Origin of the sequence: Rhizobium sp. CFBP 13644, assembly GCF_014842165.1 — a bacterium.
GTDB classification, from domain to species: domain Bacteria; phylum Pseudomonadota; class Alphaproteobacteria; order Rhizobiales; family Rhizobiaceae; genus Agrobacterium; species Agrobacterium tumefaciens_C.
This window is the reverse complement of record NZ_JACYVF010000008.1, coordinates 180,184-195,766: the sequence shown is the minus strand read 5'-3', so window position 1 is coordinate 195,766 and position 15,583 is coordinate 180,184. Positions and strand designations below refer to the sequence as shown.

At 56.3% G+C, this 15,583-nt stretch carries 13 protein-coding genes; 8 read left to right on the top strand and 5 right to left on the bottom strand.

From position 1 onward, the window contains the following. Window positions 1-320 precede the first annotated feature (320 nt). A complete protein-coding gene (locus IFT53_RS18985) occupies window positions 321-2,555 on the top strand; it encodes an OmpA family protein (RefSeq protein ID WP_192066913.1) in 2,235 nt (744 codons plus the stop codon). 119 nt (window positions 2,556-2,674) lie between these two features. On the opposite strand, the gene IFT53_RS18980 is transcribed toward IFT53_RS18985, so the two are convergent. From IFT53_RS18980 to IFT53_RS18970, 3 genes are all read right to left on the bottom strand, one after another. Continuing rightward, window positions 2,675-3,325, bottom strand: a complete 651-nt coding sequence (locus IFT53_RS18980) for an outer membrane protein (RefSeq protein WP_192066911.1) — start codon at window positions 3,323-3,325, stop codon at window positions 2,675-2,677. Window positions 3,326-3,708: 383 nt separating this feature from the next. Next, window positions 3,709-4,632, bottom strand: coding sequence for a pseudouridine-5'-phosphate glycosidase (locus IFT53_RS18975; protein WP_192066910.1), 924 nt, complete (start codon window positions 4,630-4,632; stop codon window positions 3,709-3,711). Between the two features lie 30 nt (window positions 4,633-4,662). Then, the gene (locus IFT53_RS18970) at window positions 4,663-5,601 is read right to left on the bottom strand and encodes a PfkB family carbohydrate kinase (protein WP_192066908.1); all 939 of its coding nucleotides are present in this window, start codon (window positions 5,599-5,601) and stop codon (window positions 4,663-4,665) included. A gap of 247 nt (window positions 5,602-5,848) precedes the next feature. On the opposite strand from IFT53_RS18970, the gene recA reads away from it, so the two are divergent. Then, on the top strand, window positions 5,849-6,937 hold the full coding sequence (recA, locus tag IFT53_RS18965) for a recombinase RecA (protein ID WP_042619314.1): 1,089 nt from the start codon (window positions 5,849-5,851) through the stop codon (window positions 6,935-6,937). Between the two features lie 191 nt (window positions 6,938-7,128). Further along, window positions 7,129-9,792, top strand: coding sequence for an alanine--tRNA ligase (gene alaS / locus IFT53_RS18960; RefSeq protein WP_192066906.1), 2,664 nt, complete (start codon window positions 7,129-7,131; stop codon window positions 9,790-9,792). A 136-nt stretch (window positions 9,793-9,928) separates the two neighbouring features. Here the strand turns inward: alaS and IFT53_RS18955 are convergent, their stop codons facing one another. After that, window positions 9,929-10,555 carry a glutathione S-transferase family protein gene (locus IFT53_RS18955; protein ID WP_192066905.1) on the bottom strand — a complete coding sequence of 209 codons (627 nt, stop codon included), beginning with the start codon at window positions 10,553-10,555 and terminating at the stop codon, window positions 9,929-9,931. 107 nt (window positions 10,556-10,662) lie between these two features. Then, complete coding sequence (locus IFT53_RS18950) at window positions 10,663-11,877, bottom strand: NADP-dependent isocitrate dehydrogenase (RefSeq protein WP_192066903.1); 1,215 nt, start codon at window positions 11,875-11,877, stop codon at window positions 10,663-10,665. Between the two features lie 209 nt (window positions 11,878-12,086). Between IFT53_RS18950 and IFT53_RS18945 the strand changes: the two genes are divergently transcribed. The 5 genes from IFT53_RS18945 to IFT53_RS18925 all read left to right on the top strand — a co-directional run bounded on the left by IFT53_RS18945 (window position 12,087) and on the right by IFT53_RS18925 (window position 15,521). Further along, entirely contained in the window at window positions 12,087-12,617 is a 531-nt protein-coding gene (locus tag IFT53_RS18945) for a hypothetical protein (RefSeq protein ID WP_192066902.1), read from the top strand. 77 nt (window positions 12,618-12,694) lie between these two features. Beyond that, a complete protein-coding gene (locus IFT53_RS18940; RefSeq protein ID WP_192066900.1) occupies window positions 12,695-13,525 on the top strand; it encodes an RNA methyltransferase in 831 nt (276 codons plus the stop codon). Continuing rightward, window positions 13,506-14,336, top strand: a complete 831-nt coding sequence (gene murI, locus IFT53_RS18935; RefSeq protein WP_244656385.1) for a glutamate racemase — start codon at window positions 13,506-13,508, stop codon at window positions 14,334-14,336. Before IFT53_RS18940 ends, murI begins: the two co-directional genes overlap by 20 nt. A 365-nt stretch (window positions 14,337-14,701) precedes the next feature. Then, window positions 14,702-14,938 carry a DUF1127 domain-containing protein gene (locus IFT53_RS24085; RefSeq protein WP_192066898.1) on the top strand — a complete coding sequence of 79 codons (237 nt, stop codon included), beginning with the start codon at window positions 14,702-14,704 and terminating at the stop codon, window positions 14,936-14,938. A gap of 70 nt (window positions 14,939-15,008) precedes the next feature. Beyond that, a complete protein-coding gene (locus IFT53_RS18925) occupies window positions 15,009-15,521 on the top strand; it encodes a GNAT family N-acetyltransferase (protein ID WP_192066897.1) in 513 nt (170 codons plus the stop codon). The last annotated feature ends 62 nt before the right edge of the window (window positions 15,522-15,583 follow it).

Genomic DNA, 15,583 nt, shown 5'->3' with positions numbered 1-15,583 from the left:
GCGTGTCTTCCGTCCAGCTTGTTATTTTTTCTGGACGGTAAATGTTTCGCGCAATTGGTTGAAGGTATCAAGTGCAATCTGCGCTTGGCGGATAGTCTTATCCCTTCATCTAAAATGCAACCCTAATCGTTTTGCATTGCGAGATACGCCACATTCAGTTCACGAAATGGCCTAAATCTGTTCATTTCCGGTACAGCCCGCCTTCGCCATGATGGGAACAAGCCTGAAGTTCAGGCGTTGTTCAGCGCCTGCATGTGCAGCCTGTTTTTAGCAAGCTGCAATACACGCGCTACAAGACCATCACTAGGTGAGGAACTATAATGCTCAAGAAGAACAAGCTGCTGACCGGGGTGGTTTTTCCCCTGATGTCTTTCGCAATAGCGATTGATCCCGCAATGGCGGCATCTTTTGCTGGCGAAAGCGCTGCACACTATACATCCCGTCAGGTCGAACCTGCCACAGTTACGGGTGTGTTGATGGCGCAGGCGGAACCACCAGCTGAAGAGCTGCCGAAAAAGCGTGCACCAGCGAAAGAGGCCGAGCCAGAGCAGCCCAAGGCTGAGCAGCCAAAGGAAGAAGCGCCGCGCCGCGAGGCTGCGCCTGAAGCCGAACCCAAGCGCGAAGCTGAACCAAAGCGCGAAGCCGCGCCCAAGCGTGAAGCGCCACCTGAGCCGGCAGCCGAGGCCGCTCCACCACGTCCTCGCCGCGAAGCCGCGCCAGAAGCCGGTGCCGAGCCACAGCGCCCACGCCGCGAAGCCAAGCCAGATGCCCCAGCCGAACAGGCTGCACCAGAGCAGCAGCAGGAACGTCCTCGCCGTGCCAAGCCAGACCAGCAGCCCGCTGCCGAAGGTGAAGCAAAGCCCGAGCGTCCTCGTCGTGATGCAAAGCCTGATGCAGCCGCGCCAGCCGATGCAGCCCCAGCTGAGGCAGGAGCAGAACAGCAGCAGGAGCGTCCTCGTCGCCCGAAAGCCGATCAGCAGCCAGCAGCTGAAGGCGAGCGTCCACGCGCGCCGAAGGCGGAAGCGCCAGCCGCCGGTGAGGCGACACCCGAATCTGCAACCCCAGGCAAGAAGCCTGCCGCACCAGAGCCTGATGCAAAGGCCGCACCTGTGCCAAAGGAGCCGCCGACACCCGGCAGAGCGCCTGCTCCGAGTGAACAGCCGAACCCGGCCCCAGGTCAGCAGCCATCTGAGCAGCAACGCCCACCGCGTGCCCAGAGCGGTGAGCAGCCCGCGATCCCTGTAGCACCAGCTGCACCACAGGATGGCCAGACCACCGGTCAGGCACCTGCCGGTGAGCCTGTTCCTGCACAGATTGCGACGCCTCAGCAGGAAGCCGCTCCATCGACCAAGCAGGAGCTGGACAAGGCTCGCGCCGTTGCCAAGGATCCTTCGAAGTCTGCCGACACGGTTATTCTCCCTATCGACAAGGGCGCAGCCGTTCTGGATAGCGACAAGGAAGCCGAACGCTCTGGCAACCAGCAGTCACGCGATCAGCGTCGTCAGGAGCGTGAGGCCGTTCGTGACTTCAAGGTCCCGACATCTGACGCGGAAGCACAGTCCCGTCGTGGTGACAGCAATGCGGCACAGATCGTCATTCAGGCCATCACCTCCATGCAGGGTGAGCGCGTAGAACGTCGTCCGGAATATGACCGTCCCGAAGGCGTGCGTGAATGGCAGCCGCGCGACATGCCACGTGGTGGCCGTGATCCCGACATGGGCGACCGTGTGTTCCTGCAGTATGGCGACCGAGTCGTTGTGCGCGGCGATGATAATGACCGCTTCGTTCGTGATGGCGCCAAGCCATATTACGAGCGCCTGTCCGAAGGTCGCGTTCGTGAAACTGTCGAGCGTCGGGATGGAAGTCAGGTCGTGACGATCCGCAACCGTTACGGCGATGTCGTCCAGCGTTCGCGCATCGATGACCGTGGTCGTGAATATGTGCTGTTCTATGCGCCCGAGCTCGTAGACCAGCCAGACCGCGAATATGTGTATCGTGACCCGGGTCTGGATCTTCCACCAATGCGCCTGCGTATTCCGGTGCAGGACTACATCATCGATACATCAAGCGAGCCGGACCGCGACTACTATCGTTTCCTCGAGCAGCCACCGGTAGAGCCTGTAGAGCGCGTCTATTCCATGGATGAAGTGCGTTACTCTGCCCGTATCCGCGACAAGGTGCGCCGTATCGATCTGGATACCATCACCTTCGCAACAGGCAGTGCCGAAATTCCGATGAGCCAGGCGCAGTCATTGCGCAAGGTGGCGGATGCCATGAACAAGGTGCTTGAAAAGAACCCCGCCGAGACCTTCCTGATTGAAGGTCATACGGATGCTGTGGGCGATGACCAAAGCAACCTCGTTCTGTCTGATGAGCGCGCCGCCTCCGTTGCCAATGTGCTGACCGACGTCTACGGCATCCCGCCGGAAAACTTCGCAACACAGGGTTACGGCGAACGCTTCCTCAAGGTCCAGACGCTCGGCGCTTCTCAGGAAAACCGCCGCGTAACGATCCGTCGCATCACGTCGCTGGTGAAGCCTGTCGCTCAGAAGTGAGGTGACGCACGCCTGAATAAATCGGGATTGTCCCGACAAATTAAGCCCCCGAAAGTTGATCTCAACTTTCGGGGGCTTTTTAAATTGGGGCGCGCTAAACTCGCCCGCCAGAACTGCGATTAGAACTTCACGGCAAGGCCGATGTTCACAGCGTGCTGCTTCGTGTCGAAGTTGAGTGGCGAGCTGGATATGCGAAAATCAGTGTCGCCGTAGTCATTGTAGCGATATTCGACGCGCGTAAAGATGTTTTTGGTCAGCGCAAAATCGACACCGGCACCAACAGTCCAGCCCTTAAAGGTTTCTTTTTGGTCTGCAATTACGTTTTCCCAATATCCCTTCGTTGCGGTGAAACCGCTGGATACAAAGAACAGGGCGTGATCTACAGCATAACCTGCGCGTCCGCGGACAGAGCCAGAAACGTCTGTTCCGACTTTGTTGGTGCTTGTAAAATCGACGTCATTCCAGTCGTAACTGACATCGGCTTCAACGCCGAGAATGAAGTTGTGCCCAACGTCAAAATTCCAGCCGCCAAAACCGCCAACGCGTCCGCCATTAAAATCACCATCTTCCGTCAAGCCGCCCTGTGAAAGAGTGCCTTCCATCCAGCCATAGCCGCCATGGATACCTGCATAACCGCCAGCCCACGAGAACTCAGAGGTTTCAACAGCTGTCGGCGCAGATGGAACTTCATTAACGGCATCAGCCGCGATAGCGCTGCTGCCCCAGACCACAGCAATCGTCGTGGTTGTAAAAATAAAACTTCTGAACATATGCGTCTCCACTCGCTTTGATACGTATCGGCATAATCAGCGTCGCGTCGCGCGTATGTAGTAAAAAAGACACAGAACTCGCTATGTGCAGTGGAGATAAATATTCGATAAATATAATTTATATCGAAAGCGCTAGTATTCCTGGCTTATTGCAAATTATGAATTTATCATGAAGTAAAAAAATTACACTATTTGCACCCGCATCCACCGCGAATACAACCATATGTTTGTTCGCAGCTGCATAACTCTGACGCGAAATTCGCCTTCCAGAAAACGAATCGCTCATTCAAACGTTGCATGCAGATAAGACGACCCCGCAAAATTTATTCTCCTGCGGGGTCAGTGTTGAGCAAATGCGACGGGCTTTCTTAATCGCCAAGCGCTCAGATAAGTGCGACGGCGATCTCTGCGGCCAGACGGGCATTGTTGCGCACCAGTGCAATATTGGTGTCCAGGCTGCGGCCTTCGGTGATCTCGAAAATTTTCGAAAGCAGATAAGGCGTAACGGACTTTCCAGCGATCTCGTCTTCCTCTGCGTGGGAAAGGGCGCGGGTGATGTAGATCTCCATCTCCTCGCGGGAAATTTCGTCCTCTTCCGGCACGGGGTTCGCAACCAGCGTGCCACCATCGATGCCAAGCTGTTCGCGCGTTGTCTGGAAATTGGCGATTGCAGCGGGACTGTTCAGCGAGAGCGGGCTTTTAAGGCCAGACGCCCTCGACCAGAATGCCGGAAACTCCGTCGATCCGAAAGTCACGACAGGAACGCCATTCGTTTCCAACACCTCAAGCGTCTTTGGAATGTCGAGGATTGCCTTGGCGCCCGCGCAAACAACGATAACGCCGGTTCGTGCCAGTTCGGTCAGGTCAGCGGAGATATCGAAGCTTGTCTCGGCACCGCGATGTACGCCGCCAATGCCGCCGGTTGCGAAGACCTTGATGCCTGCGTGTTCAGCGGCAATCATGGTGGCGGCAACAGTCGTTGCGCCTGTGCGACGCTCGGCGATGGCGAAAGCGATATCGGCACGCGATACTTTCATCGCATCCGTGGTCTTTGCGAGCGCTTCGAGCTCTTCTTTTTCAAGCCCGATATGCAGAGTGCCGTGAATGACAGCGATGGTTGCCGGAATGGCGCCCTGATCGCGGATGATCTGTTCCACGCTTTCAGCCATCTGGATATTGCCGGGATAAGGCATGCCGTGGGTGATGATGGTTGATTCGAGGGCGACAATCGGCGCGCCGCGCTGTTTGGCGGCGGCTACCTCAGTCGAATAAGCGATAGGCAAAAGCGGGGGAATGGATTTTGTCATTGGTTCTTCCGATCTATTTCAGCGGTCTGTTCATACCATTTCAGCCGGTGGCACAAGGGCCAGCATAGCATCGAGCGTGTTCTGATTTAATTCCGGGGCAGTTGCGCTAGGGGATTGCACGGTGATGGCCGCAGCCGCAGCACCCCAGCGCAGCGCCTGTGATGGTGGGTGCCCCTGCCTGATGGCAGCTAGATAACCCGAGGCCATCGCATCTCCCGCACCGGTGACATCTCGTACCGAGGTAATAAGGGGCGGGTGCAGAATGGCCGTTTCCCTTTCGTTGAAACCCACGACGTGCCGCGCACCGCTGGTGATGACGCCGCCGCGAAGGCCGAGCGATTTCAAAAGTTCCGGCCATTCTCGCACATCGTCCACATCAGCGCCGGTCAATGCCCGCGCCTCTGCCTCGTTCATAAAGACAATGTCGATATCGGCCAAAGCGGGTTTAAGCTTCCCAACTTTCGCAGGCGATATGGCGATGGCCGCAATTGGCTTCTCGCAGACGCGCGCAGCAACGCTCAATGCCAGCAGAGTGGCTTCCGGCAGGTTGGCATCGCAAAGAATCGCATCGCTTGCCATGATGGCCTCGCGCACGGCCCGCACCCGTAGGCGTCGCGGGGTGAAAAGCGTGTAGAGCTCCATATCTGCGATGGCGATGACAAGATTTCCATCGCGTTCAAGGATGGCTGTGTAGCTGGGGGTGCTGCGATCGAGGAATGTGAACGGCGTATCTTCGACGCCAGCGTCTCTTGCCGCCGCTGCCACCGTTTCACCATTCGCATCGCCACCCCGCGGCGCGATGATCCTAACCTGGAAGCCGAGACGCGACAGGTTGCGGGCTGCATTGAAACCGCCGCCGCCAGCCTCCTCCATCCATCCGCCGGGATTGCTTGCTCCGACCACGGTTTCCGTCTGGATCATCCCTCGACGGTCAATATGTGCGCCGCCGAGAACGAGTAATTTATTCACTGCCGTTTTTCCCCATGTCAGCCGTCAAATGCGTATCGATTCGGTTTTTGAAAGCCCTTGAAACTCCGATGCAAGGTAATGTTTTTCCACAGCTTGAAAACAAAAACAAATGTAGAACAAAGGACTTATCCATATTTGATTTCAATATGATGATGCCCCATTGCGGGATGAGAACAAATAAAGTACAAAACGGCCATCGAGAGCTTCATTGCCTGTGCGGCTTCAATAACCTAAAGGTGGTTTCCAGATGGCACAAAATTCTTTGCGTCTTGTAGAGGACAAAGCAGTGGATAAAAGCAAGGCACTGGAGGCGGCGCTTTCCCAGATCGAACGTTCGTTCGGTAAGGGATCGATTATGAAGCTCGGTTCCAATGAAAGTATCGTCGAGGTCGAGACCGTTTCCACAGGTTCGCTCAGCCTTGATGTGGCGCTCGGTATTGGTGGTCTGCCCAAGGGCCGTATCATCGAGATTTACGGACCTGAAAGCTCGGGTAAGACGACGCTCGCTTTGCAGACAATTGCAGAAGCGCAGAAAAAGGGCGGAATTTGCGCCTTTGTGGATGCCGAGCATGCGCTCGATCCGGTCTATGCCCGCAAGCTCGGTGTCGATCTCCACAACTTGCTGATTTCGCAGCCCGATACGGGTGAGCAGGCGCTTGAAATTACCGATACGCTGGTGCGTTCCGGCGCGGTCGACGTGCTTGTCATCGACTCCGTTGCTGCGCTGACGCCGCGTGCGGAAATTGAAGGCGAAATGGGCGATAGCCTTCCCGGTCTTCAGGCTCGTTTGATGAGCCAGGCGTTGCGCAAGCTGACCGCCTCGATTTCGAAGTCGAAGACCATGGTTATCTTCATCAACCAGATCCGCATGAAGATCGGCATTTCCTACGGTTCGCCTGAGGTGACCACTGGCGGTAATGCTTTGAAGTTCTACGCATCCGTGCGTCTCGACATTCGTCGTATCGGCGCCGTCAAGGACCGTGAAGAGGTTGTGGGCAACCAGACCCGCGTTAAGGTCGTCAAGAACAAGATGGCACCTCCCTTCAAGCAGGTCGAATTCGACATCATGTATGGCGAAGGCGTATCCAAGACGGGCGAGCTTGTCGATCTCGGTGTGAAGGCTGGTCTGGTCGAAAAGGCGGGTGCATGGTTCTCCTACAAGAGCCAGCGTTTGGGGCAGGGGCGTGAAAACGCAAAGACCTTCCTCAAGGAAAACCCCGCCGTGGCGGAAGAGATCGAACTGGCGTTGCGCCAGAATGCTGGTCTCATCGCTGAAAAGTTCCTCCAGAACGGTGGACCTGAGGCGGATGCGGATGGAGTTGATCCCGACGCGTGATGCGCTTTGTCGGACATAAATTTCGGCAATATTCTGGTATTTGAAGATCAAAGGTCGTGCGATTGTGTCGCGCGGCCTTTATTTGTGCTGTGTCCGTGCCCTGTTTGGCTGGACAGGCAGTGTGGCGGACGATAAAAGCCAGTGTTTTTTATGCTATGGCCGCGGGATCGCGTGGAAATGAAGGACTTCTGATGAGCGGTGTAAATGAAATCCGGTCGACCTTCCTCGACTACTTCAAGAAGAACGGTCACGAGATCGTGCCATCCAGCCCGCTTGTGCCGCGCAATGATCCGACATTGATGTTTACCAATGCGGGCATGGTTCAGTTCAAGAACGTCTTTACCGGATTGGAAAGCCGTCCCTATTCTACGGCGGCATCCTCGCAGAAATGCGTTCGCGCCGGTGGCAAGCATAACGATCTGGATAATGTCGGCTACACCGCCCGCCATCACACCTTCTTTGAAATGCTCGGCAATTTCTCCTTCGGTGACTATTTCAAGGAAGAGGCGATTACCCACGCCTGGAACCTGATCACCAAGGAATTCGGGATCGACAAGAACCGCCTGCTGGTGACTGTCTACCATACCGACGACGAAGCCTTTGATCTCTGGAAGAAGATTGCCGGTTTCTCCGATGATCGCATCATCCGCATTCCCACGAGCGACAATTTCTGGGCGATGGGTGATACCGGTCCTTGCGGTCCCTGCTCGGAAATCTTCTATGACCATGGCGATCATATCTGGGGTGGCCCTCCCGGTTCTGCAGATGAAGATGGCGATCGCTTCATTGAGATCTGGAATCTCGTCTTCATGCAGTATGAGCAGGTCACGAAGGAAGAGCGCATCAGCCTGCCGCGTCCGTCCATCGACACCGGCATGGGCCTTGAGCGCATTTCCGCGCTTCTTCAGGGCAAGCACGACAATTACGATACGGATCTGTTCAAGGCTCTAATTGCCGCATCCGTCGAGGCCACGGGCGTTCCGGCGGAAGGCGATAACCGCGCCAGCCACCGCATCATTGCTGATCACCTTCGCTCGACGGCCTTCCTGATTGCCGATGGCGTCCTGCCATCGAATGAAGGTCGCGGCTATGTGCTGCGCCGCATCATGCGTCGCGCCATGCGCCATGCCGAATTGCTTGGCTCACGCGAGCCGTTGATCTGGAAGCTGCTGCCCGCGCTCGTTCAGCAGATGGGCCGCGCCTATCCTGAGTTGGTTCGCGCCGAGGCGCTGATTTCCGAAACGCTGAAGCTGGAAGAAACCCGGTTCCGCAAGACGCTGGAGCGCGGCCTCTCGCTGCTGTCCGATGCAACGTCAACCTTGAATAAGGGCGATATGCTGGACGGCGAAACGGCCTTCAAGCTCTATGACACCTATGGCTTCCCGCTTGATTTGACACAGGATGCGCTGCGCGCGCGTGAAATCGGCGTGGATGTATCAGGCTTTACCGGCGCTATGGAGCGCCAGAAGGCTGAGGCACGTTCGCACTGGACGGGCTCCGGCGACAAGGCGACCGAAACCGTCTGGTTCGAGCTCAAGGAAAAGCATGGCGCGACCGAGTTCCTCGGTTACGACACCGAGACCGCAGAAGGTGTCGTCCTGGCCATCGTCAAGGATGGCAAGTCGGTGGAAAGTGCTGCCGAGGGTGAGACCGTTCAGATCGTCGTCAACCAGACACCGTTCTACGGTGAGTCCGGCGGCCAGATGGGCGATACCGGCATCATCTCGTCCGACGATGGCGCGTTTTCCGTGTCTGATACGCACAAGAAAGGCGAGGGCCTGTTTGCGCATATCGGTTCCGTTTCCAAGGGCGGGATCAAGGTTGGTGATGAAGTGCAACTGACTGTCGATCACGACAGACGGTCGCGCCTGCGCGCCAACCATTCGGCCACGCACCTTTTGCACGAAGCTTTGCGCGAGGTTCTTGGCACCCATGTGGCTCAGAAGGGCTCGCTGGTTGCGCCAGAACGCCTGCGTTTCGACGTCTCTCATCCCAAGCCCATGTCGGCTGAAGAGTTGAAGATTGTCGAAGACATGGCCAATGAAATCATTCTGCAGAACTCGCCTGTCGTGACGCGCCTGATGAGCGTTGACGATGCCATTGCCGAAGGCGCTATGGCGCTGTTTGGTGAGAAGTACGGTGATGAAGTGCGCGTTGTATCCATGGGCACCGGCATCCATGGTGCCAAGGCCAATCGCCCATATTCCGTTGAGCTTTGCGGTGGCACGCACGTCTCCGCGACCGGCCAGATCGGTTTGGTGCGCGTGCTGGGCGAAAGCGCAGTGGGTGCAGGTGTGCGCCGCATCGAAGCGGTCACCGGTCCTGGCGCTCTGGCTTATCTTGCCGAGCAGGATGAGCGTGTGAAGGCTCTGGCCTCATCATTGAAGGTTCAGCCTTCCGAATTGCTGGCGCGCGTTGAAAGCCTTGTCGATGAGCGTAAGAAGATGGAGCGTGAGCTGAATGACGCCCGTCGCAAGCTCGCAATGGGTGGCGGCTCCTCTGAAGGCTCTGCTGGTGACGTGAAGGATATCGGTGGCGTCAAGTTCCTGGCCAAGACCCTGTCCGGCATTGATGCGAAGGATCTGAAGAGCCTTGCTGACGAAGCCAAGTCTGGTCTCGGCTCCGGCGTCGTCCTGCTGATTGCCGTCTCCGAAGACGGCAAGGCCAGCGCTGTCGCAGCCGTGACCGAAGACCTGACAGCGCGCCTCAGCGCGGTTGACCTCGTTCGCACAGCCTCCGCTGCACTCGGCGGCAAGGGCGGCGGCGGTCGTCCAGACATGGCTCAGGCCGGTGGCCCGGATGGTGACAAGGCAGATGCGGCGATTGAAGCTGTATCAGCGTCTCTGGCTGGCTGAGTAAAGTGGTTCTCTGACACCTCGGAAACGAGTGGCAAGATCGAATGTGGTTAGACCCTCGGGACAAGCCCGAGGGTGAGGAAGGGAGGTAAGACTTGCGTCTTAGCTCCCCCATTTCTCTTTAAATGTCGGCGGTTCAGCCAGCCGCTTGCTGTGCCTTCAGTGCATCGTCATCCATCTGCGTTGCTCGCTTGTAGGCTTCACGCTCTTTCAGATTGGCGGTATAATCCACGAAGCGCTGACGTTTCTCGATCGTCCCGAATTGCATCCCCCAGCTAAGTTGTGAGCCGATATAGACGTCGGCGGCGGTGAACTTATCACCTGCAATATAGCGGTTGGCTTCAAGCGCCTTTTCGATTGTATCCATAACATCGCTATAGGCACCGCAACCCGCCATACGCTGCTTGTCTGGCCCAATCTCAAAACCCATGGCTTTCGTGGTCACAGACATTTCCAGCGGACCTGCCGCATAGAAAAACCAGCGATAATATGTGCCGCGTTCTGCAATAGGCGGAGCAAGGTTTGCCTGCGGAAATGCATCTGCGAGATAGGCGCAGATCGCCGCAGTTTCGGTAATCACTGTGTTTCCATGCTTGATGGCCGGAACTTTGCCCATCGGGTTGATGGCCTTGTAGGCTTCCGATTTCATCGCGCCTGCATAATCCAGATATTCGGTGTTGTAGGTCGCGCCAACTTCTTCCAGCATCCAGCGCACGATGCGCCCGCGAGACATGGGGTTGGTATAGAGTGTGAGGTCGCTCATTGTGTCTTCTCCCTATTTGACGTTGATGCGGCTTGGCATCTTTCTAACTCAAAAGAAAACCCGGCGCAGTGGCCGGGTTCTCAGTGTCAGTGTCTGTGCAAGGCCAATTAGGCAGCCATGGCCAGCTTGAGGTTTTCGTCGACCTTGTCGAGGAAAGCCGTTGTTGAAAGCCAAGGCTGATCTGGGCCGATGAGCAGCGCCAGATCCTTAGTCATGTAACCGGCTTCGACGGTGTCTACGCAAACGGTTTCAAGCGTTGCTGCGAACTTTGCCAGTTCGGCATTGTCATCCAGCTTGGCGCGGTGAGCGAGACCACGGCTCCAGGCGAAGATCGACGCGATGGAGTTGGTCGATGTTTCCTGACCCTTCTGGTGCTGGCGGTAGTGACGGGTCACTGTGCCGTGCGCAGCTTCTGCTTCAACCGTACGGCCATCCGGCGACAGAAGAACCGAGGTCATGAGGCCGAGAGAGCCGAAGCCCTGGGCAACCGTGTCGGACTGAACGTCGCCGTCGTAGTTCTTGCACGCCCAGACATAACCGCCGGACCACTTGAGCGCGGATGCGACCATGTCATCGATGAGGCGGTGCTCATAGGTGATGCCGACTTCGTCGAACTTCGCCTTGAATTCAGCCTGATAGATTTCTTCGAAGATATCCTTGAAGCGACCGTCATAGGCCTTGAGGATGGTGTTCTTCGTGGACAGGTAAACAGGCCACTTGCGCATCAGGCCGTAGTTCATGGAAGCGCGGGCGAATTCGCGGATCGACTCATCCAGGTTGTACATGGCCATGGCCACGCCAGCGCTTGGCGCATCGAAAACGTCTTTTTCAATAACCTGGCCGTCTTCACCAACGAACTTGATCGTCAGCTTGCCCTTGCCGGGGAATTTGAAATCGGTTGCCTTGTACTGGTCGCCGAAAGCGTGACGGCCAACAACGATTGGCTTTGTCCATCCGGGAACGAGGCGCGGCACGTTCTTGCAGATGATAGGCTCGCGGAAAATAACGCCGCCCAGGATGTTGCGGATCGTGCCGTTCGGGCTCTTCCACATCTGCTTGAGGTTGAATTCCTTGACGCGATCTTCGTCTGGCGTGATCGTTGCGCACTTGATGCCTACGCCGTGCTTCTTGATGGCGTGAGCAGCATCAATCGTTACCTGGTCGTTGGTAGCATCGCGGTTTTCAACCGAAAGATCGTAGTATTCGATGTCGAGATCGAGGTACGGCAGGATCAGCTTGTCCTTGATGAGCTGCCAGATGATACGGGTCATTTCGTCGCCGTCTAGATCGACGACCGGATTGGCTACCTTGATCTTTGTCATAAATTCCTCACCTTCGAGAATGATGCGCCGGGAGGGCGCGATATTCAAAAAATATCCCGTGGCGCTATAGCATTGCGAGCGTCGAAGGCAAAGCCATATGCATGCCTTTTTTGGGTGTGAGACAACCAAAACGCGTTGCTAAAAGTCGCGGGCGATTTAGAGTCTGCCGATTCGCTTACGTCGGGTAAGCCTTGCTCCAGGACATCATCATGCGGAAATTTCTGCTTACCACTGCTGCCATTCTCTTTTCCACCCACGCCATTGCCGCAGACCCGACAGAACCTGTGAAAAAGGTGATGGATATTACCGTGAAGAACTGGTCGGGCGAAGCGCAAGACTGGAAATACATATTCGATGAAGACCTGCTGAGCACGCTGTTCAGCAAGGCATTTGCGGCACAATACCGCGAAGCGTCGAAGAAGCCCGCTTCCGAAGTCGAGAGCGGCGAGAAGGGAGACCCGTTCGGTTACGACGTCGTCACCAACTCGCAGGATGGCTGCCCGTTGCAGGATGTTGCCATCACGCCCGTGCCCGCCAAGGATGGCATGACCAGCGTGAACGTCAAGTTCAAGCTGTGGGCCTGCATGGATGAGGCCGAGATGAAGGCGAGCGTCGATCAGGTCGATTTCGATGTGATCGAGGAAGACGGTAAGCCAGTGATCAGCGATATTCACCGCGTGGGCGACGATGGCCGTGATTCCCTCGTTCAGGAAATGACAAATATCATCAAGGGTGAATAAGCCGCATTTCCCGGCTCGTGCCTTTGATTTGTCCTTAAATCTGTGCCAGTGAAACGCCAAAATATTGGAAGGCGACTATGGCAGGTACAAACAGCGAGCTTGAGCTTCTGGCAGAGGGTCCGGCGATCATTCTTGTCGAACCCCAGCTGGGTGAAAACATCGGCATGGTGGCACGCGCCATGGCCAATTTTGGTCTGGCCGAGTTGCGGTTGGTCAATCCGAGAGATGGCTGGCCGAATGAGAAGGCTCGCTCTGCCGCCTCGAAAGCCGACCATGTCATCGATAACACGCGGGTTTTCGATACGATCGAAGAGGCGACTGCCGATCTGCAATTCACCTATGCGACGACAGCGCGGGAGCGTTATGGTTTTAAGCCGGTGCGTGCCCCCGTTGTTGCGGCGGAAACTCTGCGCTTGAAATTCAGATCCGGCGAGAAGACCGGCATTCTGTTTGGTCGTGAGCGTTGGGGCCTGACCAATGAAGAGGTGGCGCTGGCCGATGAGATCGTGACGTTTCCAGTCAATCCAGCCTTTGCCTCGCTGAACATCGCGCAGGCCGTTCTGCTCATGTCCTATGAGTGGATGAAGTCCAGCATGGAGGATCTGAGCCAGACTCTGTTTGAGCCTCTGGAGCAGCAGCAGGCGACAAAGGAGCAGCTTTACGGGCTGTTCGAGCAGATGGAAGAAGCGCTGGATGCCCGCGGATATTTCCGCCCCGAAGGCAAGAAGCAGCGCATGATTGAAAATCTGCGGGCGGTCTTGTCTCGCCGTGCGCTCTCTTCGCAGGAAATCAACGTTTTGCGCGGCGTCTTCGGCACATTCGACAAATATGGACGCCAGACGCCGAGGGGCAGCAATGGCCCCTATGCCGAGGAAAGCGTGAGGGAAGATGGCGCCGACGACGCGTGATCCCATGCCGCCAGGGTCAAAGCCGGTGCTCGTTCTGGATAGCGGCATTGGCGGCTTGACCGTCTTGCGCGAGGCAAGAGTTCTGATGCCGGAGCGCGGCTTCATCTATGTTGCTGATGATGCCGGTTTTCCCTATGGCGGGTGGGAAGAGGGTGCGCTGACTGAGCGGCTGCTTTCACTGTTTGGCTGGCTGATCGAGACCCACCAACCGGAAATCTGCATTGTTGCCTGCAATACGGCGTTTACGCTTGCAAGTGCTGCTCTTCGCGCAAAATTTCCCGATATGACGTTTGTCGGCACAGTTCCCGCCATCAAGCCGGCGGCAGAGCGCACGCGTTCTGGCCTCGTTTCGGTTCTGGCCACGCCCGGCACAGTGAAACGTGCCTATACGCGTGATCTCATCCAGTCTTTCGCTTCTCAATGCCATGTGCGGTTGGTTGGGTCTGAAAACCTCGCCCGCATGGCGGAAGCGTGGATACGCGGAGAGCCTGTTTCGGATGATGCAGTTCTAGCGGAAATATCGCCTTGCTTCGTTGAGGAGAAGGGCGCGCGCACGGATATTGTTGTGCTGGCCTGCACCCATTATCCATTCATGGCCAATGTCTTCCGCAAGCTGGCGCCATGGCCGGTGGACTGGCTTGATCCCGCCGAAGCCATCGCGCGACAGGCGCGGCGAAAAGTCGAAATGGTGCAGGGTGCTGAGCATCCCGAAGGCTTCGACTTTGCGATTTTCACATCCGGCCGACCCGACTTTACAACGCGACGCCTAATGCAGGGCTTTGGTCTGAAGGTCGCCGCCCCGCAACGGTAACTGTTGCATATTTGCTTCAATTTTGATTTCGGTTGCAATTTTCGATTGAGGCTGTTGCCTTGTGAAAAAAGCTGTGGCAAAAATTACAAGCTCGCAACTCAAACTCAGGAGGCGTTATATGACTACATTTACGAACCATCGCCTCGCTGGCGTAGCACGTCGGATGATGCCGGTTCTTACCGAAATTACCTTGGTATCTTTCCGATAAAGGTCTGCTGACGCGGCCTTTCTCTGCCTCTGGGCATTCCAACACCTAACAACCGCAAACTCATCGTGTCGTCGCATTTTTGCACGTCCGATTCCCTTTGCGCATTTTTCCCATCACGAAAGGGCCTGGTTGCTGAAACGCACCGGGACGGATTCTTATGTCCAATGAACAATCTATACGTGTAACTGATGCTTCGACCGCTGTTGATGAGCTGTTCAGCCATTTTGGCGTCTGGGTAACATTAAGAGCGATGCTCGTCGTTGCATGGAAGCGTCACCAGACCCGGGCTCACGTTTCGCATTTGTCCGATCACATGCGGCGTGACATCGGCCTGCCGGTTATCAAAGAACGGCAAGCGCCGCCACTGATACCCCCCTGGGCCCCGCGCTTTTGAGATGGCCACCTTCTCGGCGGCAATGCTGCCGAGAAGGTTTTCAAATTAAACGACAGAATTGAGAATGCTGATGCAAGTTACAATAAACAAGCTGTCCGGCCCTGACGCTGGAGACTATCGTTCCCTTCGGCTGGAGTGTCTGGCCGCCCATCCGGAATCCTTTGGCTCATCCTTCGAAGAAGAGTGCCTGCTATCCCTCGAAGACTTCGCACAGCGCCTTGAACAACACGATATTTTTGGTGCTCGACGATCTGATACGAATGTCATGGTTGGCACTGTGGGTCTGCATCTCTCCGCAGCTGCGAAACTCAGGCACAAAGGGTTGATTGTCGGGATGTATGTGCGGCCGGAAATGCGCGGATTGGGCGTCGGTGCAGCGCTTGTTCAACACGTTCTGGACTATGCACGGCCAATTGTTGAACAGGTCAATCTCGTCGTGGAGGCATCGAATGTTGGTGCATGCGGGCTCTATAGGAAGCTAGGTTTCGAGCAATATGGATACGAGCCACGTGCGCGCAAAGTCGGGCAGACCTATTATGACGACGTCCTGATGGCGCTCGCGCTGCGCGATGGGCAAGCTTGAGCTTCCCGTTATCGCAATTTTCCTTGATCTTGTTTCAGCTTGGTGGCTTGCTTTCCGTTATC